The following is a 22,182-nucleotide window of genomic DNA, read 5'->3' on the forward strand; positions in this document are numbered from 1 at the left end:
GGTGAACGGCCGAAGGAGGCGGTGGGCGTGCAGCCCAGGGACGGTCCCGAGGGCGATCCGGGCCGGGAGGACGAACGGGTGATCGGCGCGATCGCCGCGGAGCTGCGTGGCGCCGGGCCGGCCGCCGTGCCGGGGCGGCTGTGCGCGGCGGCCCTCGAGCTGCTGCCGGTGGACGGCGCGAGCGTGTCGCTGCGCGGCGACGGCATGCCCGTACAACTCGCTGCCTCCGGGCCGCGCGTCTCGCCCAGCTCCAGGCCACCCTGGGCGACGGCCCCTGCCGCCACGTCCTGGAGGCCGGTGTGCCGGTCCTCGTCCGCGACCTCGCCGCCGCCGACTGCGCCGACCGCTGGCCCGTCTTCGCCCAGCAGGCGATCGGCGCCGGCGTGCGCGCCGTGTACGCGCTCCCCCTCGGCAGCGACGCCGTCTGCGTCGGCACCCTCGACCTCTACCGCGGCACCCCCGGCGGACTCACCGACGGCCAGCTGCGGGTGGCCCGGCTCGTCGCCGGCGTCATGACGGTGGCGCTGATGGACCTGCCGTACGACCTCCCGGGCGGCGACGAACCCTGGCTCAGCGGACTGGCCGCCGACCACGACCGCGTCCACCAGGCCGTCGGCATGATCATGGCCCAGCTGGGCATCGGCGCCGACGAGGCCCTGGCCCGTCTGCGCGCCGACGCCTTCGCCCACGACCGCACGGCCCTGGAGGTCGCCCTGGACGTGGTCTCCCACCGCCGCCGCTTCGACACGCCCTGAGCGAGCGTGTCGCCCCCACCGGTCCGCCCCGCGCTTCCTACGTTTGGCGGTCATGGACATAGCCATCCTCTTCCTCACCTGCGTCGTGGTCCTCGGCGTCATGACGATCCGGAACCACCTCTCCCGCGCCGACCGCCGCGCCGCCCGCGTCGAGCGCAAAGTCGACGCGGTGATGCGGCACCTGGGCCTCCAGGAGGAGATCCCGGGGAGGGACGAGATCCTCGACCTCGTACGCCGGGGGAAGAAGATCCAGGCGATCAAGCTGTACCGCGAGACCACGGGCGCGGACCTGGTCGAGGCCAAGCAGGCCGTGGACCGCCTGGGCTGATCACCCGCCGGCGTCCGGCGGGCCCCGCCTCAGACCCGTACCCGCACCTGCCGGCCGACGTCCGTCAGGCGGTCCGCGCCGAGCTGGGCCATCGCCTGGGTGACCTCGGGGAGGACCGTGCCGAGGCCGCCGTTGGTGAGGGTGAGCGTTTCCTCGCCGACGCGGACCGCCGCGAGGTTCACGGTGAGGTGCGTCGGGACCCCGTCGGCCGCCTCCCCGGTCATCGTCAGCCGCAGCCCCGCCCGCGCGTCGCCGGCCTCCGGGAGCGGGAGTTCCGCCACCTCGACGAGCTGGACGCCGGCCCCGGTGGTCGTCGCCTCGAACCGCCCGCACGTCTCCGGCAGCGTCTTCATCCAGTCCAGGACGCGGTCCACGTCGGCGGGCGGGTGCGTGGCGACCTGGTGGCGCAGCTGGGCGTCGTTGGCGGTGTCGTCGAGCGTGACGGTGGCGCTCGGTCCGGCCGGCGGGCCGAACAGCTCCTCCGTGTAGAGGGCGTCGAGCAGCCGGTGGCAGTCGGCGTTCTCCGTCTTCGCCTTGAGCATCCCGTCCCGCCAGGTCGCCGCGCCCCGGCCCGCCGTCCACGGCTCCCCCAGATCCGTCTCCGTGATCAACGCCGCCCGCAGCTGTTCCTCGCTCGGCGCGGGCGGGCCGGGCGGGGGCTGCTCGGCGGCGGGCGAGGCGGAGGACGCGGCCGGGGGCTCGGACACGCCCGCGGGCAGCGCGCGCGGCACCTCCCGGTCCCCGGCCACGCACGCCGCCGCGGTCAGCAGGGACGTCACCGACAGCGCGGAGGCGAGGAGGGCGCGGGCGGCGGCCGGGGCATGGGTCATCGGGGTGCCTCCTGGGGGGAACCGGGCCGTCCACGGGCGGCCGTGTTCCTACGGCACCACCCCGCCGGACGCCCCACCAGCGCGGAGGGCCGTCCGGGTGAGCCGCCCGGGGGGAAAACGGCTCGCCCGCCGGCCGCCTCCCTGTTAGCGTCGCCGGCATGCAGCGCGCCCACTCGTCCCGCACGACGACGCCGGACCAGGTCCCGGCGCGCTGACAGCTGACCGCTGACGAAGCCCCGGGGCGAGTGCCCCGGGGCTTCGCCGCGCGTGGTGCTCGCCTCACGACCACGAGGAGCCCACCGTGCACGACCACCGACGTCTCGGCCGCGAGCTCGGCCTGTTCGGCACCGACCCGCTGATGGGCGCGGGCCTGCCCTACTGGCTGCCCGACGGCGCCGTCGTGCGGCACACCCTGGAGGAGTACGTCCGCGAGGCGGAACGCGCGGCCGGCTACCGGCACGTGTACTCGCCGGTGCTCGGCAAGCGCGAGCTGTACGAGATCTCCGGCCACTGGGACCACTACAGCGAGGACATGTTCCCGCCCGTGGAGCTGGGCGCGGAACAGGTCGTCCTGCGGCCCAGCCTCTGTCCGCACCACGCCCTGATCTACCGCTCCCGGTCCCGCAGCCACCGGGAGCTGCCGCTGCGCCTGGCGGAGCTGGGCGGCATGTACCGCTCCGAGCCGTCCGGGGTGCTGGGCGGACTCACCCGCGTACGGGCCATCCAGCTCAACGACGCGCACGTCTTCTGCACCCTGGAACAGGCCGTCGAGGAGGCCCGCGCCGCCCTCGCGCTCATCTCCCGCGCCTACGCCGACCTCGGCGTCCGCGCCGCCCGCCACCGGCTGTCGCTGCCGGGCCGCGGCGGCAAGTACGTCGCCGACCCGGCCCTGTGGGAACGGGCCACCGCCCTCCTGCGCGAGGTGCTGGACTCCTCCGGCACCGCGTACGAGGCCGTCGAGGGCGAGGCCGCCTTCTACGGCCCGAAGATCGACGTGCAGATCACCGACCCCGCGGGCCGCGAGTCGACCCTGTCCACCGTGCAGATCGACTTCCACCAGCCGGAACGCTTCGACCTGCGCTACACCGGCCCCGACGGCGCCCGGCACCGCCCGGTCATGGTGCACCGCAGCGTCATCGGCAGCATGGAACGGGCGGTCGCCCACCTCATCGAGGTGCACGGCGGCGCCTTCCCGGTGTGGCTGGCACCGGTGCAGCTGGCGGTGCTGCCGGTGGGCGAGGCGCAGCGGGAGCGGGCGTACGACGTCGTACGGCGGGCCGGTGAGCTGGGGCTGCGGGCCGAGGTGACCGGGGCGGGCGAGGGCAGCCTCGGCGCCCGGATCCGCCGGGCCCGGCTGGTGCCGTACCAGGCGGTGCTCGGGGCGCGGGAGGCCGACGGCGGACTGCTCGCCGTACGGCTCAGGGACGGGCGGCGGCCCGGCGCCCTGCCCGCGGAGGAGCTGCTGCGGCGGATCGCGGAGCGGTCGGACCGGCGGGGCACCGCGCTCTGGGACCCCGCGTAGGGTCGGTGGTCACACACCCAGGCGGAAGGAGCCTCGCCGTGACCGACGGACAGCCCGTCCCGGTGATCATCGACTGCGACACCGGGGTCGACGACGCCCTGGCCCTGCTGTTCGCCGTGCGCCACCCGGGGATCGACCTGCGCGCGGTGACCTGCGTGGCCGGGAACACCGACGTGGACGGCGTCGTCCGCAACACGCTGACCGTGCTGGAACAGGCGGGCGCGCCGCAGGTCCCGGTGGCACGGGGCGCGGAGCGCCCGCTGATCGAGGCGGCGCGCTCCGCCCGCCACGTCCACGGCCACGACGGCATGGGCGACCTCGGCCTGCCCGCGCCGCGCCGCACCCCCGCCGGCGTGGACGCCGTGACCCTGCTGCGCCGGGAGATCCTCGCCTCGCCGCGCCCGGTCACGCTCGTGCCCACCGCCCCGCTCACCAACATCGCCCTGCTGCTGCGCACCCACCCCGAGGTCACCCGCAACATCGAGCGGATCGTGTTCATGGGCGGCGCGGCGGCGGTCGGGAACGCCACGCCGGTCGCCGAGTTCAACGTCTGGCACGATCCGGAGGCCGCCGCGATCCTGCTCACCGCCGGAGTGCCGATCACGATGTACGGCCTGGACGTGTTCACCCGGGTCGTCGTCCCGGCGGCGGACGTGCGCCGGCTGCGGGCGAGCGGTGAACCGGGCACCCGGCTGGCCGGCGAGCTGCTCGCGCACCGGCCGGCCGGCCCGGGCAGCCGCCCCGACGACCCCGCCGAGGACGCCGGCGGCCTCGGCGACGCGGGCGCGCTGTGCGCGGTCGCCGACCCGGAGGGCCTGACCACCCACCGGCTCCCCGTCGAGGTCTCCCTGGCCCCGGGCCCGGCCCGGGGCCAGACCGTGGTCGACCGCCGCGTCCGCGCCGGCGAGTCCGAGCTCCACGAGGGCACCCGCGAGCAGCCCCTGGTGGACGTCGGTCTGGACGTGGACGTGGCCCGCTACGTGAAGCTGTATCTGGCGACGGTCGAGCGCGCCTCGTAGGGGTCGTTCACCGGAGGCGGCCGGGTCACTGCTTCGGGCCGGGGCTCTCGTCGTACACGGGCGGCTGCGCCTGGATGCCGAAGGTGGTCGGTCCGGCGTCCTCGAACCGCAGGGTGATCCCGGTGGCGTCGCCGCCCCTGATCACCTGGCGCACGTCCCGCAGGACCAGGTGGTCCTTTCCGGGCTCCAGTTCGACCAGGTCGTTCTCGGGCAGCTCGACGCCGTCGGGCAGAGGCGTGCCGGCGGAGTCGACGACGTCGACGGACGCGGCCATCGGCGAGCTCGTGCCCACCAGCCGGTCGCTGCCGCCGCCCTTGTCGTGGAGCCATAGGTACGCGGGGACGTCGTCGCCCGGCTGCCAGGGACCGCCCGTCGGCTCGGCCAGGTGCGCGTACCGGATCATGAGGTCGCCGACGCGGGCGTTCTGCCCCGGCGCGTCCCGGTCCGGAAGGGAGAAGTCGTCGTCCGCGCCGCATCCGCCGCCCGCCAGGGCGAGGGTGACGGCGAGCACGGCCGCCGCGAGACCGTGCCGGGCGCGCGGTGCGCGGGGAAGAGCCATGATCGCTCCTCTCGCCGGCCGCCGGCCGCCGTCCTCCGGGCCGAGCGGCCCGGAAGGATTCCGGCAAACGGGATCAGAAAGTCATGACGCGCCCGCAGGGAATGGCTCCACGCTGCCGGTGCGTTCGCTTTTACGGTGTTCTGGACAGATTCTCTGCCGGTACCCGCACGCACCCAGAGGAGACCGCGTGACCGACCGCACCGCCATGCCCGACCCCCGGCCGCCGCACCCCGCCCCCGACGCCACGCCCGACCTCTCCTCCAAGGACCCCGACTGGTGGCGGCAGGCCGTCGTCTACCAGGTCTACCCCCGCAGCTTCGCCGACGCCGACGGCGACGGACTCGGTGACCTGCGCGGCATCACCCGGCGCCTCACCCACCTCGCCGCCCTCGGCGTCGACGCCCTGTGGATGAGCCCCTTCTACCCCTCCGAGCTCGCCGACGGCGGCTACGACGTCGCCGACCCGCGCGACGTCGACCCCCGCCTGGGCACCCTCGACGACTTCGACACGCTCGTCGCCGAGGCCCACCGGCTCGGCCTGAAGGTGATCGTCGACATCGTCCCCAACCACAGCTCCGACCAGCACGTCTGGTTCCAGGAGGCGCTGCGCGCCGGTCCCGGCTCCCCGGCCCGCGACCGCTACGTCTTCCGCGACGGCAAGGGGGAGCAGGGCGAGCTGCCGCCCACCGACTGGCAGTCCGTGTTCGGCGGCAGCGCCTGGCAGCGGGTGCCGGACGGACAGTGGTACCTGCACCTGTTCGCCGCCGAGCAGCCCGACCTCAACTGGGGCCACCCGGACGTCCGCGCCGACGTCCGCACCACCCTGCGGTTCTGGGCCGACCGGGGCGTGGACGGCTTCCGCGTGGACGTCGCGCACGCCCTCGCCAAGGACCTGGACGAGCCGCTGCGCGACCTCGGCGCCCCCGAGCTGAGCCGCGAGGGCGCCCTCGCCGACTTCCCGCCCGGCACCCACCCCTTCTACGACCGGGACGAGGTGCACGAGATCTACCGCGACTGGCGCAAGATCCTCGACGCCTACTCACCGCCCCGCATGGCCGTCGCCGAGGCCTGGGTCCCCGGCGCCCGGCGCGCCCTGTACGCCCGCCGGGACGAACTGGGCCAGGCCTTCAACTTCGAGTACCTGCAGGCCGCGTGGGACGCGGAGGAGCTCCGCCAGGTCATCACCGACTCGCTGCGGACCGCGCACGCCGCCGGCGCCTCGGCGACCTGGGTGCTCTCCAACCACGACGTCGTCCGGCACGCCTCCCGCCTGATGCTGCCGCCGGACACGGACGAGAACGCCTGGCTGCTGTCCGGCGGCCACGCCCCCGCCGTCGACCCGGAAGCCGGTCTGCGCCGGGCCCGCGCCGCGACCCTGCTGATGCTGGCGCTCCCCGGCTCGGCCTACCTCTACCAGGGCGAGGAGCTCGGCCTGCCCGAGGTCGCCGACCTGCCCACCGAGGTCCTCCAGGACCCGATCTGGGAACAGACGGGACACGTCCGCAAGGGCCGCGACGGGTGCCGGGTGCCGCTGCCGTGGACGACGACCGGTCCGTCGTACGGCTTCGGGGCGGCCGGTGCCTGGCTGCCGCAGCCGCCGTCCTTCGCCGCGTACGCCGTCGAGGCGCAGGACGGGGCCGAGGGCTCGACCCTGGAGTTGTACCGCGCGGCCCTGCGGACGCGCCGCAAGCTGATCGACGGCGAGGCGCTGAACTGGGCGGAGGAGACCCCGGCGGGGGTCCTGCAGTTCGACCGCGGCGACGGCTGGCGCTGTGTGGCCAACCTGTCCCCCGACCCGGTCTCCCTCCCGGCGGGCGAGGTCCTGCTGACCAGCGCCCCCCTGGAGGACGGCCGCCTCGGCCCGGACACCACGGCCTGGCTCGGCCGCTGACGCGCACACCGCCCCGGGCCCGTCCCGCCGGGCCGGGGCGGGCCCGTGGGGGACCCCGTGGGCGGCTTCCGCCGGAGGGGCCCACGGTGACGTCCGGGACGGTGCCGGCCCGCGGCGGGACCCGGCGGCGGTACGGGGCGACGGGGCGACGGGCTCCGGGGCGGTCGGCCCGGGGCCCGTCGCAGCACGCGGGACGGGCGCCGCCGGGCGGGTCCTGCCGCCGCGCCCCCGTCGGCCGGTCACCCGTACGGTCGTTCAGTACGGGCGGCCCGCGCGGACGCACCGGCAGAATCGGCTCCGGGGATGCCCGTGACGGCCGTACAGGGAGCCCGCCGATGAACAGGTCCAGCAGGACAGCGGCCGCCGCGCTGACGGCGGCCGGGATCCTCGCGGGTGCGTGGCCGGCGAGCGGGGCGCCCACCGCCGCTCACGTCCCGGCGGCACACGACCGGGGCGCTCCGGCGGCACACGACGGAGGCGCTCCGGCGGCGCACGACCGGGTGCTCTGGGGTGCCGTGACGATCCCGCCCGGCAGGGACGGCATCGTCGAGGCCGCCGGACTCGCGGGCCCCGCCCTGGGCGCCGGTTCCACACTGACCCTGACCGCCCCCGCCGGGACCCGGGTGACGGGCGTCCCCCTCGACGTCCCCGGCTACCGGGGCGCGGTGGCCGCCGACGGCCGCAGCGCCGTCTACACCGCCGTCTCGGCGGAGCGGCCCTGGCGGGCGGGCACCTTCCCCTTCGTGCTGGCGGTGCCCGCGGACGCGGTGCCCGGGACCCGACCGGGCGGATGCGTCCTGCGGCTCGCGGACGCGGACGGCACGCTCCGGGCGACCGGCGGCTGCCAGGTGACCGTGGGGCTGGCCGAGCCGGTCCTGACCCGCCCGGAGTCCGGTGTGGCGCTGGGAGCGCGGCCGGTGGTCGCCGGTACCGCCCACCCGGGCGCGCAGATCACCGTCTCCGACCAGGACGGCCACGAGGTGTGCGCCGACACCGCCGGGGCCGACGGCCGCTGGAGCTGCACTCCCGGACCCGCCCTCCCGGCCGGCCCCAACCGGCTCCAGGCCGTCGCCACCCTGAACGGCGTGGGCGCGCCGAGCGAACAGATCCAGATCACCGTGGGGGAGACCGCCCCGCCCCGCTGAGCCGGCGGCCGGGTCACACGTGCCCGGGGCCTCCGCTGCCGAAGGCGCCGCTGGACCCGGGCAGCCAGCGCCTGCGTTTCTGGTCCGCGCCCGTCCTGCTCGCGGAGTGATGGAGCTCGTAGGGCATGAGCCGTGAGCCGGTCCTCGACATGTCCGGCATCTCGTCCGGCTCCCGTATCTCCCGCATCTCGCGGACCGCGCCGCCGTCCGGCAGTCTCGGCTGGTCCTCCGCGGCGGGGCGGGGCTCCTCCTGGTCCATGTACCGCATGCCGACGCGTACGGCCCAGACCAGCGCGCCGGCCACGACCAGTCCGCCGATGAAGGCCGCGAAGACCGCCCACCGGTGCGTACTGGAGGCCAGAACTACAAACGTCGCCGTGTTCATGTTTCCGAGTATGGCCGAAGAAATGAGATAAATCGCCTGGAATGTCCGACCCTCGTCACGCCCGTGGCCCGTCCCGGCGGGCGGTCGCCCCCGTGCCGTGGCAGATTGCGGCCAGAGGAAGGCCGGGACGGGCCGTCGCGTCCCCACGTGTGCAGCTCGGGGCCCGGCCCCGGCCTTCCCACCTCCGCGGCCCCGTCCGACGGCGAGGGCGCCCCGTCGGGGAGTGTTACCCGTCCCGTACGGAGGGGCGAGGGGAGCGGACGCCCGCCGGTGAACAGCCCGCCGCCCGGCCTCCTCCCCGGCGGCGCTCCACCGCCCCTCCCCGGCGACGCCTCACCGGGGCCGGGCCCGGCGGCGTCCTCGGTGACAGGAACCCACTTCGCGCCACGCCGCACCACTTCGCGCCACGCCGCACCTCTCCACTCCACGCCCCGACACGCCGCGCCGCACCGCACCGCGTCCGCCCGCCCGGGACGCGGTGGCCGCGCGGTATCCCGCCGAGGAACGTGCGCAGGACATCTGTCGTCGCCGCGGCAGTTTTTCCGCCGGGCCGACTAGAGTTCCCCGTGGGGAACCCGTCCCCGTGGCGGACCGCGCCCACCGTGGTCCGCGGAAAGGTGCGTATGCCCTCGGAAAGTCAGCCGTCCGCCGACGGCCGGCAGCCGGACCAGGACCGGCTCCCCGTCGCCGACCGGCTCGACGACGACCATTTCCCGGCCTACACCATGGGCAGGGCCGCCGAACTGGTCGGAGCCACACCCGCTTTCCTCCGCGCCCTGGGCGAGGCGCGGCTGATCACCCCGACGCGCTCGGGAGGCGGCCACCGCCGCTACTCGCGCCACCAGCTGAGGCTGGCCGCCCGGGCCCGCGAACTGGTCGACCAGGGCACACCGGTCGACGCCGCGTGCCGCATCATCGGCCTCGAGGACCAGCTGGAACAGGCCGAGCGGGCCAACGAGGAACTGCGTCGGCGCGACGCGGGGGCGGTCCACGGACCCCGGTGAAAATCTGTCCCGGCCGAAACAGGATTTCCGCTCCCGCTGAACAAAATCTCTTTCCCTAAACGCCTTGACGGTGTTTATTCCAGTGATTTTCCTCGCTTGCCGCTGGCCTCTCCCATGCTAGGCTGACGCCAGTTGCAGTTGTGGTTGCCAGTTTGCTACCGGGTCTCCGGGCAGGTGATCATCGCGACGATGAAGGGATTCGTAAAGTGCGAGTCCCAGCACTGTCTCAGGAGAATTGATATGGCCACCGGTACGGTGAAGTGGTTCAACTCGGAAAAGGGCTTCGGCTTCATCGAGCAGGACGGCGGCGGCGCTGACGTGTTCGCCCACTACTCGAACATCGCCACCTCGGGCTTCCGTGAGCTCCAGGAGGGCCAGAAGGTGAGCTTCGACGTCACCCAGGGCCAGAAGGGCCCGCAGGCGGAGAACATCGTCCCCGCCTGACCTGTACGCAGGGATTCAAGAGCAGGGGTTCGCACTTCGGTGCGGGCCCCTGCTCTTTGTTTTCCGCCGCTTCCCGCCCTTTTCTGCCCGCATTTCGCGTGCGCGGGATCAACGTGACCGCAGCCCTTTCGCCCGCAGCGCGTCCACCGCGATCCGCGCGGCCGTGTTCCGTGCCGGTGCCCCGGGACGCGACGGAGAAGGCCGCGTCGATGATCGGGCAGGGACGGGTCCAGGCCAACCCGCTGATCATGGCGTCGGTCACCGCGACGGCCGTGTCCGGCACCTTCCACCAGCCCTCGCTCGTCGCCTGCACCGAGGACGAGACCACCACGACCCCGCTGCCGCCGGAGGTCGTGACCCAGCTGCGCGCACTGATGCGGGCGACCGTCACCGAGGGCACGGCGCGCGTACTGGCCGATCTGCCCGGCGACATCGGCGCCAAGACCGGCACCGCGGAGGTCTCCGAGGAGCAGGACAACAACGGCTGGATGGTCGCCCACCGGGGTGGTGTCGCCGTGGCCTGCGTGGTCGAGGAGGGCGTCACCGGGGGTGGCTCGGCCGGACCGGTGATCCGCTCCCTGCTGTCCGCCGTGCCCGAGTCCTGACCGCACCGTCCTGACCGCACCGTCCTGATCGAACCGTTCCGGCCGCACCGTCCTGACCGCATCGTCCGAAAGGCGATCCCGTGACCGCACATCCCTCCCGCCGCGCGCTCCTGCTGGCCGCGGCCCTCGTCCCCGTGGCGGGATGCGCCACCGGCACCCCGGAGCGCGAGCGCGGCCGGACCGGCCCGTCGGCACCGAGCCGCACCCCCACGCCCTCGCCGGTGGACCCCCGGAGCCTCACCGACCTCGAACGCGAGTACGGCGCCCGTCTGGGGGTGTACGCCCTCGCGACCGGGACCGGTGCCACCGTGATCCACCGCGCCGACGAACGCTTCGCGTTCTGCTCCACCTTCAAGACGCTCGCCGCGGCCGCGGTCCTGGACCGCCACCCGGTCGCCGGCCTGGACCGGCGCGTCACCTACACCCGGGCCGACCTCGTCGCCTACTCCCCGGTGACGGAGAAGCACACCGGGACCGGCATGACCCTCCGTGGCCTCTGCGACGCGGCCGTCCGGTACAGCGACAACACGGCCGCCAACCTGCTGCTGCGCGAGCTCGGCGGCCCGCGTGCACTCACCGCCCACCTGCGCGGACTCGGCGACCGGGTGAGCCGGCTCGACCACGCCGAACCCGAGCTGAACGGCAACCCGCCGGGAGACCCGCGCGACACCACGACCCCCCGGGCCGTCGCCGCCGACTACCGCGCCCTCGTCCTCGGCGACGCCCTGCCGGCCGCGAAGCGGACGCTGCTGACGGACTGGCTGGTCCGCAACACCACCGGCGACCTGCGCGTCCGGGCCGGTGTCCCCCGCGGCTGGAAGGTGGGCGACAAGACCGGCACCGGCGACTGGGGCCGGGCCAACGACGTCGCCGTCCTCTGGCCGCCGAGCGGCGCCCCGCTGGTGATCGCCGTGCTGACCGAACGGCCCGACCGCGAGGCCGCCCCCAGCGACGCCCTGGTCGCCGAGGCGACCCGCCGCGTGCTCGACGTCCTCGTCTGAGCCGGAGGGCGGCGGCTCCTGGCCTCCGAGGGGCGGCCTCGCGGCGTCAGTCCTGCTTGGGCGCGGCCTGCTGGACCACCTCGAAGGACCACAACGTGGCGTCCGTGGCCGCCGGCCGGGACTTCTCGCCCGGGGCCCCGCCGTGGGCGGCCTGGCCGCGGCCGGCCATCCAGCGCTGGAAGTCCTCCTCGGTCCGCCAGCGGGTGTAGACGAGGTAGGTGTCGGTGCCTTCCACCGGACGCAGCAGCTCGAACCACTCGAACCCGTCCGAGCCCTCCACCGCCCCCGCCCGCGCGGCGAACCGCTGCTCCAGCGTCTCGCGCTGCTCCGCCGGGACCGTGAGTACGTTGATCTTGACGACGCTCATGTCCCGATTGTTCCGCAGGGCCGTTCCGGGACGCGCGGCGGGGCACGGCCCGTGCGGACGCGTCACCCGGTGGGAGGTCAGCCGAGGCAGATCACCAGGAGGCAGAGCCGCTCGGAGTCCGGCTCGGTCGCCGGCGGCGTGGACGGCGTGGCGGGGGCGGGCTGGGAGCCGTCACCCTGGTCGGTGCCGCCGTCTCCGTCGCCGCTGCCGGTGGCCGGGGGCGGCGACACCGGCGGCGTGACCGTACCGGAACCAGAATCGGAACCGGAGCTGGAGCCGGAACCCGGGACGGATCCCGGTCCCGATTCCGTGTCCGAGCGCGAGCCGGAGCGGGAGACGGAGTCCGGGGAGGCCGTGCGCGGCTGCGACGGCACCGCCGTGTCCGGGTCGGCGGCGCCGTCCGTGCGGGTGTCCGACGGGGTGGTGGGCGCCGGCGTGGCTTCGGCGGCCGCCCGTCCGCGCCCGTCGTCGGCCGAGGGTGACGGGGCCGTACGGTCCGGGGAGGCGGCCGGGACGTCCGGGTCGTCGTACTGGTCCGCGGGCCCCTCCGCGCCGCCCATGCCCCTGAGATCGGGTGCCGTGGCGGCCTGGGCGCGGTCCGTGCCGCTCCGGTCCATGGAGGCGAGGGTCAGCCCGCCGCCGACGAGGGCCACGGCCGTCGCGACCAGGGCCCGCCGCTGGGTCTTCTTCCAGCGGACCAGCTGGCGCCGCCGCGCCGCCCGTCCCGTGCCCGTGGAGATGGAAGTGGATGTGGAAGTGGATACGGAGGCCGGCCGTGGGGTCGGGGGAGTGACGGCGGCCTCGGGTGCGGCGGTTGTTGCTGGACCGGGGACGGTGCGGCCGCCGATGACGGCGGGCGCGATGTCGGGGGCGTAGGCACCGCAGCCCGGGCAGACCAGGGCACCGTTCAGATGCCGGCGACACGTGGAGCAGTAGTCCATCCGCTGTCTTCCTGAGTTGACGTACCGACTCCGACGCCCGCCGGGGCGACCGGTCCGGAGCAGGGGACAGCCACGCTAACGACGCCCCCGGCCCACTGTGTGCAGCACGTGTGCCGCTCCTGCGCACATTTTCCGCGCGGCCCGCGAGGGTGCCGTGAGCACGCATGCCGCACCACCGCACAACGGACACAGTCACTTGGTCACCACGCTGCACCCGCCCGGAAGGCCCCCCACGTGAACCCCCGTACCACCCCCCGCACCCGCACCACCCCCCGCACCCGCACCACCCCCGTACGCCGCCCCGTCCTGCTCCTGACCGCCGGCCTGTCGGCCCTGTCGCTCACCGCGTGCGGTGTCGTCGGCGAGGTGGGCGGCGACGGCGGGTCCGCGTCGCCGGACAGGAGCTACGACATCACCGTGGGCCTGCTGCTGCCCGACAAGGACACGGCGCGCTTCGAGAAGTTCGACCACCCCCTCATCGAGAGCCGCGTCTCGTCCCTGACCAACGATCAGGGCAGGGTCGTCTACGCCAACGCCGAGGGCAGCAAGGACAAGCAGAGCGAGCAGTTCCGGAGGATGATCGCCGACGAGGTCGACGTGATCGTGGTGGACGCGGTGGACTCCAAGGCCGTCGCGCCGGACGTGGAGAAGGCGAAGGAGGCGGACATACCCGTCATCGCCTACGACCGTCTCGCCGAGGGCCCGGTCGACGCGTACGTCTCCCACGACAACGAGCTCGTCGGCCAGGTGCAGGGCCGCGCCCTCGTGAACGCGCTCGGCGAGAACGCCGAGAACAGCAAGGTCGTCATGCTGAACGGCGCGCCCACCGACCCGAACACGGCGCTGTTCCGGGAGGGCGCGCTCGGCGAACTGGACGGCGAGGTGGACATCGCCAAGTCGTACGACACCAGGAAGTGGCTGCCCGAGGTCGCCGCGGAGCACATGCGCGAGGCGGTGAAGGAGATCGGTGCCGGGAACATCGCCGCCGTCTACTCGGCGAACGACGGCATGGCCGGCGCCGTCATCGAGGTGCTCCAGGACGCGGGCGTCACCGATCTTCCGCCGGTGACCGGGCAGGACGCCGACCTGGCGGCGGTGCGGCGGATCGTGTCGGGCACGCAGTACATGACGGTGTACAAGTCGTTCCTGCTGGAGGCGACGGGGGCCGCGGACATGGCGGTGGCCAAGGTGCAGGAGAGGTCGATCCAGTTCGACGCCCTGGCGCGTGACGTGGTCGACAGCCCGACGCACAAGGACATCCCGGCGATGCTGGTCCCGGTGGTCGCCCTCACCAGGGAGAACATCGAGGCCACGGTGGTCCAGGACGGTGTCTACACCGTCGAGGACATCTGCACGGAGGCGTACGCGGCGGACTGCGCGAAGATCGGCCTGACGTCGTAGGGAGCAGGGAGCAGGAAGCGGCCGGTCCCCCGGAGAACCGGGAGGCCGGCCGCAACCCGACTCCCCTACGGAGTCACCGTGTTGCCGCCGAAGCCGACGACCAGGCGGCCGTCCGAGGCGAAGGACCAGTCCAGCGCGCCGGAGTAGCCGGCGCACCGGGAGCCGTTGGAGCCGGACCAGAACTGGTTCGAGCCGTCGGCGTTGCCCACGATCCTGTCGTTCGACCCGTCGCCGCCGCGGCACGAGGTGTTGTTGCGGAACACCGACGTACCCGCGTCGAAGTTGAAGTTGCGCTCGGCGTTGTCGATGCTGACGTTGTCGGAGACGGTCATCGAACCCGGGTTGCTGTTGTACGTGAACCCGTGCTTGCCGTTGTCGTAGGCGATGCTGCGCCGGACGACGTGGTCGACCTCGATGTCCTCGCCGCCGAGCTTGTAGCCGTTGCGGTCGCCGTTGCCGGCCTGGCCGCCGTTGCTGAGGGTGCCGTTCTCGTAGGCGAGGGAGTCCTCGATGGTCACCGCGCCGATCGCGCCGGTGTCCGACTTGGTGTAGAGGTCCCAGCCGTCGTCGATGTTGTTGTGGGCGACGGCGTAGCGGAAGACGTTGCCGGGCCCCGAGGTGAGCTTGGCGGCGAAGCCGTCGGCGTCCTCGCCGTCGGAGTCGGCGTTGTCGTGCGACTCCGCGCTCAGGATCAGGTTGTTCGACGGCCACTGGTCGCGGGGCGTGTCGGAGGTCATCCGCGAGAGCTGGAGCCCGGTGTCGCGGTTGTGGCGGGTGACCGTGCGCTCGAAGACGTTGTTGCTGCCGCCGACGAAGATGCCGTTGTCCCCGGCGCGTTCGACGACGATCCCCTTGACGTGCCAGTACGACCCGTTCACGGCGAGCCCCCGGTTCGACGAACTCTCGCTCTGCGCCGAGAAGTTCAGGACGGGCGTCTCGCCCGGGTAGGCGACGAGCTCCGTGCGGTCTCCCGAGGTGCCGTTGTTGCCCGCGGGGATGGTGACCGTCTGGGAGTGCTGGTACGTGCCGCCGCGCAGGTAGATCGTGCCGCCGGGGGTGATGCGGTCGATCGCGGAGGTGAGCGTCGTCGGGTCGGACTGGGTGCCGGACGCGCCGGCGCTGCCGCCCGGTGCCACGTAGAGGGCGGAGGCGGGCGGCGGGGTGGTCGTGTCGCCGCTCGTCTCCACGTCGATGTAGTCGATGTTGGGCAGTCCCGCGGACGACGTCGGGCTGAGCCGTACGGTGTTGCCGCCCGAGCGCACCGGCACGGTGAGCGTCTTCGTCGTCCAGCCCGTCCAGCCGCCGGTGGCCTCGAAGGAGGCGGAGGCGACCGTGCTGCCGTTCACCACGATGTCGGCGGCCCGTGCGCTGCCGCTGCCGTTGGCGAAGCGCACCCGGACCGTCGCCGTCTCGGCGGCGGAGGCGTTCACGGTGAACTGGACGTAGCCACCGGTGCCGTTGGTGCCGTTGCAGAAGCCGCTGCCGGAGTATCCGGACCACTCGGTCTCGACGGCGCCGGTGCAGACCGCCGAGGGCCCCTCGGCCTCGTACCGTACGGACGCGGCCTGCGCGGGGTTGCCGGACAATGCGACGAGCGCGCCGGCCAGCAGGCCGGTGCAGGCGAGGGCGGGTCTCAAGTGCATCGTTCGTCTCCAGGTTCGGTCGGCTGGGGGACGGGTTCACCGGTGCGTTCGAGTCCATGAACGGAGAAAGCGCTTTCCGGGACCGTAGGGGCCTGCCGTGGGCACGTCAAGAGCCTTGACGTTGAATCAGATTCACGTCCATGAACGTTCGGGTCGTGGCGTCACGCCCGTGCGGACCGGTGGGATCGCCCGGCCGCGCCGCAGGCGGCTTCCGGCCGACGGAGCGGGCGGTGCGGCGTCTCCCACACGCCGAACGGCCGCCGGCGGGGAAGCCGGCGGCCGCTCGGGCGGTGTGGCGGTGTGACGATGTGGCGGTGTGCCGTGCGAGGGGCGGGGCGGGTCGGTCAGCCGCGTCCGAACACCCGGCGGCTGCTGCCGAGGTCCAGGAAGACCGTCTCGCCGCTGGAGTCGCTCAGGCCGTCATTGTCGGTGACGGCGTAGACCCGGCCGTTGCCGGTCACGGTGAGCCCTTCGAGCTTCTCCTGGGTCCAGCCCTTCGTGGCCCGCAGGTCGGGCAGCACGTCGTGGGCGAGCCGCTTCTCCAGGACGGGCAGCGTGCCCGCCGGGGCGGCGGTCTCCGGCAGGTCGACCGTGTAGATCCGCTTGACCGCCGCGGCCGGGCCGTTCAGCTTGTCCCGCTCGATGACGGCGAGCCTGCCGCCGACCACCGTGATCTCGGACAGGCCGATCCAGTCACCGGCCGTCGTGGTGGTGCCGAGCCGGTAGCCGTACCAGCTCCAGGTGCCGGCCCGGACGTCGTAACGGCCGAGCCGGACGACACCCGCCGGGTCCGTCCTCGCCTCGCGCTGGAGCGCGGCCCAGACGATCTCGTGACCGCGGGTGTCGGTGGTGGCGGTGACGCCCTCGAAGCCCTGCGAGCCGAGGTTCGCGGCGACGTCCGACGGCAGCGGGACGACCTGCCGGGTGACGCCGGAGCGGTCCAGGCGGACCAGCTGGTTCCCGGCACCCGTCCTGCCCTCCACGGCCAGCCAGAAGCCGCCCTGCGGACGGGCGAAGATCCCCTCGGCGTCGTAGCCGGCCGGATTGCCGTCGGCGTCCTTGACGGTCAGCTCCCGCTCGATGACGGCCGGTTGGTGGCCCGCGTCGACGGTGAGGACGCGGGTGGTGTCGTAGGCGGCGTCGGTGACCGTGTACAGCTCGTCGGAGCGGCCCGGCACCGCCGACAGGGCGCCGAGCGCGCCCCAGCCGATCGGCGTGCCCGCGGAGTCCGCGGCCGAGACGAGGGACGGCTGGGCGGGCGTGCCCCTGCCCAGCCGGAACAGGCTCACCGTGGCCCGCACGCCCGCCTCGGCGTCGTCCACCTCGCTGGAGACCGCGAGCAGGCCGCGCGACGGGACCGGCAGCAGCCCCTCGGGGCCGTTGGTGGTCGGCAGCAACTGCCTGAACACCGGCCGGGTGGCCTCGCTGATGTCGTAGACGGCGACGAAGTTGCCGCGCTCGGAGCCGACGAAGGCGTACCGCACGCCGTCGTACGTGGCGATCGCCAGGCCCTCCGGTTCGGCGCCCTTGTTCTCGGAGCGGCCCTCGTCGAGCAGTCCGTGGCGGGCGGCGAGGTGCTCGAAGGTGTTGCCCGCGTCCCAGACGACCTTCCCGGTGCGGCTGTCGAAGACGCTCCAGCCGCGCGTGCCGCCCTTCCAGTCGCCCTCGTTGGCGGTGGCCAGGTAGCGGTCGTCGATCCAGCCGACCGCGTCCGGTTCGCGGGGCACGTCGGTGATCGAGCCGGTCTGGTCGATCACGCCGTCCTCGACGGTGTCGATCCCGTCGACGGAGGCGGTCCCGGCGCCGAACGCCTTGGTGATCCGCCCGGTGGGCAGGTCGACGAGGACGACGCCGTTGTTCTCCTGGAGGGTCACGGCGAGCTGTCCGCGGCCGTTGACGGAGACGTACTCCGGCTCCGGGTCGGTGGGCGCGGCGATCCCGGCGGCGGTCAGCGCGGGCAGCGCGGACCCGTCGGCCCGCGTCAGCGCGACCTCGCGGAGGTTCCACTTCGCGGGCGAGGACCCCTTCAGGTCGACGATCCGCACGAACCCGGCGGGCGCCTGCGGCAGGTCGCCCTCCTCACCGCCCTCCGGGACGGCCTCCTCGTCGCGCTCGTTCTCGACGGCGACGGCGGCGTACCGCTTGTCCTTGCTCAGCGCGATCGAGTCGGGCTGCCCGCCGAGGTCGTGGCTGGCCACCCGGGTGCGGGTGCGCAGCGAGACGACGTCGAGGCGGCCGGAGGGCTCGGTGTGGGAGGCGCTGGTGTTCACCACGACCAGCACGTACTCCCCGACGACCGTCACGGACGTCGGCTCGTCCTCGGCGTTGCCCAGCGAGGCCAGGGACAGCGTGCCCAGGCCCTCGGGCCGGCCGGGGTCGCTGATGTCGAGGAAGCCGATCCGCTTGGCGGCGGCGTCGGTGTAGACGAGCGTACGGCCGTCCTCGCTGGTCGCGGAGATCTCGGCGACGGTCTCGGCGGCGGCGTCCGCACCGGCCGGACGGTTCTGGAAGACCGGGTAGGTCGCGGTGCGTTCGAACGCCACCGGCCGGTGCCGGCCGTGGTCCGCGCCCTTCCCCTGACCCGCGTGCGCCACGCCCGAGCCCGCCAGGGCGCCCGCGGTCACGGCCAGGGCCGCGAGCGCGGCGTGGGTTCTCTTCGGGAGCATCGTTCCTCCGGTGTGATCCACTGCGGAGCCGGATCGTCGCACCCACGGGCCAGTGCCGGCGGGCGCGCCGGTGAACAGCGGACGAAGATCGCGTACTCCGTCGGCGATCCGGCGGGGCGGCTGGTATCGCCTCGACACCGCCCGAAGCATTGTGACGCAGCACACATGATCCGGAGCAGTGACTCCGCCCCTTTCCGTCGGTCGTACACACGACAACCCCGACGCGAGGAAGGCCCGGCCATGACCCACACGCTCCGCGCACCCCACCCCGTCGTCCCCGCCTCGCCCACAGCACGTCCGGCGGCACGGTGGGCCGTGGCCGGTGGGGTGCTGGCGGGCCCGCTGTTCCTCACGGCCGGTCTCGCCCAGGGCTTCGCGCGGGAGGGCTTCGACTTCACCCGTCACGCGATCAGCCAGCTCGCCCTCGGCGGGGCGGGCTGGATCCAGACCGTGAACTTCCTGCTCGCCGGTGCCTTACTCGTCGCCGGGGCGGCCGGTCTGCGCCGGCTGCTGGACGGCGGCGCGGGCGCGACCTGGGGTCCCGTGCTGGTCGGTGTGTGCGGTGCCTCGTTCTGGGCCGCCGCGGCCTTCCCCGCCGACGCCGGTGCGGGCTTCCCCGCCGGCTCCCCCGACACGACCACGCTGAGCGGACACGGAGCCGCCCACATGGCCGCCGGGATGGTCGGCTACCTCGCCCTGTGCGCCGCGTTCGTCGTCCTGGCCCGCCCGCTCGCCGGCCGCGGCCACCGCGGCTGGGCCGTCGCCTCCCGTGTCGCGCCCGTCGCCGTGCTCGCCGGATTCGCCGCCTCCGCCGCCTCCGTCCTGGCGTTCACCGCGGGCGCGGGCCTCGGTCTGCTCTGGCTGGCGGCACTGACGGCCCGGCTGGCCACCACCCCGGCGAACCGCTAACCGGTTGCCGCATCCAGCCGGCCGCCACACAGTCGACCGACCTCATCAGGATTTTCCGATACGAGAAAGGGAGCACCCCATGACCGACGCGGTGAAGGGCCCTGTCAGTTACCGGGATTCATTCGCAGTGCGTCGGGCTTCAGCCCGGTGGTGAAGCGAATCGTGTGACTGCGTCGCGGTGGCGTTCCGGCGGAGCCGGACAGTGCGGCCGCCGAGGGTGAGGTGGGGAACGGACGTTCCCGACGACATCTGGTGTGGCTCGTTCGTGCGATCTCCGCATGCAGCTTCGATACGCCTTCAGGCTGTACCCGCAGCCCGGTCAGCGCGCCGCGTTGGCGAGGGCGTTCGGGTGCGCCCGTGTCGTGTTCAACGACGCGGTGCGCGCTCGTGAGGACGCCCGTGGGGCCGGGGAGCCGTTCCCGAAGGCCGCCGAGCTGTCCCGGAAGCTGATCACCGAGGCGAAGCGGACAACCGGGCGGTCCTGGCTGGGTGAGGTTTCCGTGGTGGTGCTCCAGCAGTCCCTGCGGGACGCCGAGACCGCGTACCGCAACTTCTTCGCCTCCCTCGACGGCACCCGCAAGGGACCGAAGGTGGGAGCACCACGTTTCAAGTCCCGCAAGGACACGCGGCAGTCGATCAGGTTCACCGCCAACGCCCGCTGGAGCATCACCGGCAGCGGCCGGCTGAGCCTGCCGAAGATCGGCGCGGTGAAGGTGAAGTGGTCCCGCACCCTGCCCGCCACCCCCTCCTCCGTCACCGTCGTCAAGGACGCGGCCGGGCGGTACTTCGCCTCCTTCGTCATCGACACCGACCCCACCACCGACGCCCCCCGGATGCCGGAGACCGACCGCACCCTCGGCATCGACCTCGGACTGACACACTTCGCCGTCCTGTCCGACGGCACGAAGATCGACTCCCCGCGCTTCTTGCGGCGCGCGGAGAAGAAGCTGAAGAAGACCCAGCGGGAGCTGTCCCGCAAACAGAAGGGATCGAAGAACCGGGCCAAGGCCCGCCTGAAGGTCGCCCGCGCACACGCGAAGGTCACCGACGCGCGCCGCGAGTTCCACCACCAGCTCTCCACCAGGCTGATCTCCGAGAACCAAGGGATCGCCGTGGAGGACCTGTCGGTGGCGGGACTGGCCCGCACCAGGCTGGCCAAGTCCGTGCACGACGCCGGGTGGGCATCGTTCACCAGCATGCTGGAATACAAAGCGCAACGGTACGGCCGCACCTTCGTGAAGGTGGGACGGTTCGAGCCCACCAGCCAGGTGTGCTCCACCTGCGGGCACCGCGACGGCCCCAAACCCCTCCACGTACGGGAATGGACCTGCAGCGCCTGCGGCACCGTCCACGACCGGGACCACAACGCCGCGATCAACGTCAAGACGGCCGCCGGACTGGCGGTATCGGCCTGCGGAGCGCCGGTAGGACCAGGAGCGATCCCGGCACAGCGCGAAGAAACAGGAAGCCATGGAAGCCCGCCCGATACCCGTGCCGCGGAGCGGCACAGCACCGAGCGAGCAGGCCAGAATCTCCCTCCTTCAGGAGGGAGGGCAAGTCAATTCCCCTCCATCGAGAAGAAGTACGGCCGGCCCGTCGCCGAGTGGAAGGAGCTCATCCGCTCCTCCCCGCTCACCCGGCACATGGAACTCGTCACCTGGCTCAAGACCGAGCACGGACTGGGCCACGGCCACGCCAACGCCCTGGTCGCTCACACGCTGGCCGAGGACAGCGGCAGGTGACCGGGCTCTGACCGGGCGCGGGCGGCGGGTCAGGTGCCGGCGTCCAAGCGGTCCGGCAGGCCGAAGAGCGGGAAGAGCCGCCCGGTGTCACGGAAGGCCGTGATGCCCGTGACGCGGTCGCCGGAGAACTCGACGACCTGCAGGGCCCAGGGCTCGTAGCCGGTCCGGTCCGCACGGGGACGGTACTGGCCGAACGCGGGGGAGCCGTTGGCCACCACCGGGACCAGACGGGACCCGCGGCATCCGACCGCCGGCCCGGTCAGCCAGGCCCGGATGTCGGGAACCCCGCGCATCCAGTGGGTGTACGGCGGCAGGCACAGGGTGGCGTCGACATGGAGGAGCATGTTCAGCTCCTCCATGTCGTAGCGGGAGAAGGCCGTGGCGTACCGCTCGGCCAGCAGGCGCACGGCGTCGGACGGCCGGGGGAGCGGCCCGCCGGCACCCTCGCGGCGGGCGGCCAGCGTGGCGCGGGCCCGCTGCAGCGCGCTGTTGACCGAGGTGACGGTGGAACCGTGCAGCTCGGCGACCTCGCGGGCGGAGAAACCCAGCACGTCCCGCAGGATGAGCGTGGCCCGCTGCTTGGGCGGCAGGTGCTGGAGCGAGGCGACGAACGCCAGCCGCACCGACTCGCCGACCGCCACCTCCGCGCCGGGGTCACCGCCCGGGCAGGGCTCGACCCAGAGGACGGATTCCGCCGGGGCGCCGGGCGGCGCGGCGCCGTCGGCCGGACCGGAGAGGTCCATCGGCAGCGCCCGGCGCCTGCCCGAGGCGAGGGCGTTCAGGCACACGTTGGTGGCGATGCGGTACACCCACGACCGCAGGGCCGACCGCCCCTCGAAGCGCTCGAAGCTCCGCCAGGCCCGGACCAGCGTCTCCTGCACGGCGTCCTCGGCCTCGGTGAACGAGCCCAGCATCCGGTAGCAGTAGCCGGTCAGCTCGCCCCGGAACTCCTCGAGCTCCTCCGCCGCCGTCTCCGGCCCGGTGACTCCCATGCGATGCCCTCCCCCTGAAAAGCCCTCGGTGCG

17 protein-coding genes and 5 pseudogenes are annotated in these 22,182 nt (G+C 73.7%); 14 read left to right on the plus strand and 8 right to left on the minus strand.

Translation table 11 applies throughout. The features are described from left to right. Window positions 1–21: 21 nt before the first annotated feature. Window positions 22–755, plus strand: a pseudogene (locus AB0A94_RS18350) (GAF and ANTAR domain-containing protein). Window positions 756–807: 52 nt separating this feature from the next. Next, window positions 808–1,083, plus strand: coding sequence for a hypothetical protein (locus AB0A94_RS18355; RefSeq protein ID WP_361745455.1), 276 nt, complete (start codon window positions 808–810; stop codon window positions 1,081–1,083). 29 nt (window positions 1,084–1,112) lie between these two features. Here the strand turns inward: AB0A94_RS18355 and AB0A94_RS18360 are convergent, their stop codons facing one another. Next, entirely contained in the window at window positions 1,113–1,913 is an 801-nt protein-coding gene (locus AB0A94_RS18360) for a hypothetical protein (protein WP_361745457.1), read from the minus strand. A gap of 298 nt (window positions 1,914–2,211) precedes the next feature. Here AB0A94_RS18360 and thrS point away from each other — a divergent pair. Then, window positions 2,212–3,435: pseudogene (gene thrS / locus AB0A94_RS18365) on the plus strand (threonine--tRNA ligase); the annotation flags it as partial. Window positions 3,436–3,473: 38 nt separating this feature from the next. Then, window positions 3,474–4,454, plus strand: a complete 981-nt coding sequence (locus tag AB0A94_RS18370; RefSeq protein WP_361745459.1) for a nucleoside hydrolase — start codon at window positions 3,474–3,476, stop codon at window positions 4,452–4,454. Window positions 4,455–4,479: 25 nt separating this feature from the next. On the opposite strand, the gene AB0A94_RS18375 is transcribed toward AB0A94_RS18370, so the two are convergent. Next, entirely contained in the window at window positions 4,480–5,013 is a 534-nt protein-coding gene (locus AB0A94_RS18375) for a copper chaperone PCu(A)C (RefSeq protein ID WP_361745460.1), read from the minus strand. 205 nt (window positions 5,014–5,218) lie between these two features. Between AB0A94_RS18375 and AB0A94_RS18380 the strand changes: the two genes are divergently transcribed. After that, the gene (locus tag AB0A94_RS18380; RefSeq protein ID WP_361745570.1) at window positions 5,219–6,904 is read left to right on the plus strand and encodes a glycoside hydrolase family 13 protein; all 1,686 of its coding nucleotides are present in this window, start codon (window positions 5,219–5,221) and stop codon (window positions 6,902–6,904) included. Between the two features lie 335 nt (window positions 6,905–7,239). After that, window positions 7,240–8,049 (plus strand): Ig-like domain-containing protein, encoded by an 810-nt coding sequence (locus AB0A94_RS18385; protein ID WP_361745462.1) that lies wholly within the window; start codon window positions 7,240–7,242, stop codon window positions 8,047–8,049. Window positions 8,050–8,062: 13 nt separating this feature from the next. On the opposite strand, the gene AB0A94_RS18390 is transcribed toward AB0A94_RS18385, so the two are convergent. Then, entirely contained in the window at window positions 8,063–8,434 is a 372-nt protein-coding gene (locus AB0A94_RS18390) for a DUF6479 family protein (RefSeq protein ID WP_361745464.1), read from the minus strand. 623 nt (window positions 8,435–9,057) lie between these two features. Between AB0A94_RS18390 and AB0A94_RS18395 the strand changes: the two genes are divergently transcribed. From AB0A94_RS18395 to bla, 4 genes and pseudogenes are all read left to right on the plus strand, one after another. Then, a complete protein-coding gene (locus tag AB0A94_RS18395; RefSeq protein ID WP_361745466.1) occupies window positions 9,058–9,438 on the plus strand; it encodes a MerR family transcriptional regulator in 381 nt (126 codons plus the stop codon). A gap of 240 nt (window positions 9,439–9,678) precedes the next feature. After that, complete coding sequence (locus AB0A94_RS18400; RefSeq protein ID WP_003969786.1) at window positions 9,679–9,882, plus strand: cold-shock protein; 204 nt, start codon at window positions 9,679–9,681, stop codon at window positions 9,880–9,882. Between the two features lie 167 nt (window positions 9,883–10,049). Beyond that, window positions 10,050–10,487 (plus strand): annotated as a pseudogene (locus tag AB0A94_RS18405) (penicillin-binding transpeptidase domain-containing protein); the annotation flags it as partial. 80 nt (window positions 10,488–10,567) lie between these two features. Next, a complete protein-coding gene (bla, locus tag AB0A94_RS18410) occupies window positions 10,568–11,488 on the plus strand; it encodes a class A beta-lactamase (protein WP_361745468.1) in 921 nt (306 codons plus the stop codon). A 46-nt stretch (window positions 11,489–11,534) separates the two neighbouring features. On the opposite strand, the gene AB0A94_RS18415 is transcribed toward bla, so the two are convergent. After that, on the minus strand, window positions 11,535–11,855 hold the full coding sequence (locus AB0A94_RS18415) for an antibiotic biosynthesis monooxygenase (RefSeq protein WP_361745470.1): 321 nt from the start codon (window positions 11,853–11,855) through the stop codon (window positions 11,535–11,537). Between the two features lie 77 nt (window positions 11,856–11,932). Beyond that, window positions 11,933–12,796, minus strand: coding sequence for a hypothetical protein (locus AB0A94_RS18420; RefSeq protein WP_361745472.1), 864 nt, complete (start codon window positions 12,794–12,796; stop codon window positions 11,933–11,935). Between the two features lie 234 nt (window positions 12,797–13,030). On the opposite strand from AB0A94_RS18420, the gene AB0A94_RS18425 reads away from it, so the two are divergent. Beyond that, window positions 13,031–14,197, plus strand: coding sequence for a substrate-binding domain-containing protein (locus AB0A94_RS18425; RefSeq protein ID WP_361745474.1), 1,167 nt, complete (start codon window positions 13,031–13,033; stop codon window positions 14,195–14,197). A 65-nt stretch (window positions 14,198–14,262) separates the two neighbouring features. Here the strand turns inward: AB0A94_RS18425 and AB0A94_RS18430 are convergent, their stop codons facing one another. Both AB0A94_RS18430 and AB0A94_RS18435 read right to left on the minus strand, forming a co-directional pair. Next, the gene (locus AB0A94_RS18430; protein ID WP_361745476.1) at window positions 14,263–15,840 is read right to left on the minus strand and encodes a carbohydrate-binding protein; all 1,578 of its coding nucleotides are present in this window, start codon (window positions 15,838–15,840) and stop codon (window positions 14,263–14,265) included. A gap of 344 nt (window positions 15,841–16,184) precedes the next feature. Beyond that, a complete protein-coding gene (locus AB0A94_RS18435) occupies window positions 16,185–18,506 on the minus strand; it encodes an esterase-like activity of phytase family protein (protein ID WP_361745478.1) in 2,322 nt (773 codons plus the stop codon). A 240-nt stretch (window positions 18,507–18,746) separates the two neighbouring features. On the opposite strand from AB0A94_RS18435, the gene AB0A94_RS18440 reads away from it, so the two are divergent. The 3 genes and pseudogenes from AB0A94_RS18440 to AB0A94_RS18450 all read left to right on the plus strand — a co-directional run. Next, complete coding sequence (locus AB0A94_RS18440; protein ID WP_361745480.1) at window positions 18,747–19,415, plus strand: DUF998 domain-containing protein; 669 nt, start codon at window positions 18,747–18,749, stop codon at window positions 19,413–19,415. Between the two features lie 278 nt (window positions 19,416–19,693). Continuing rightward, window positions 19,694–20,887 (plus strand): annotated as a pseudogene (locus AB0A94_RS18445) (RNA-guided endonuclease TnpB family protein); the annotation flags it as partial. Between the two features lie 93 nt (window positions 20,888–20,980). Then, window positions 20,981–21,157: pseudogene (locus tag AB0A94_RS18450) on the plus strand (DUF4287 domain-containing protein); the annotation flags it as partial. Between the two features lie 29 nt (window positions 21,158–21,186). Here AB0A94_RS18450 and AB0A94_RS18455 read toward each other — a convergent pair. After that, window positions 21,187–22,149: a sigma-70 family RNA polymerase sigma factor gene (locus AB0A94_RS18455; protein WP_361745482.1), complete on the minus strand. Its 963-nt coding sequence runs from the start codon at window positions 22,147–22,149 to the stop codon at window positions 21,187–21,189. Between the last annotated feature and the right edge of the window lie 33 nt (window positions 22,150–22,182).

Source organism: Streptomyces sp. NPDC044984 (assembly GCF_040646935.1).
In the GTDB taxonomy this organism is placed as follows: Bacteria; Actinomycetota; Actinomycetes; order Streptomycetales; family Streptomycetaceae; genus Streptomyces.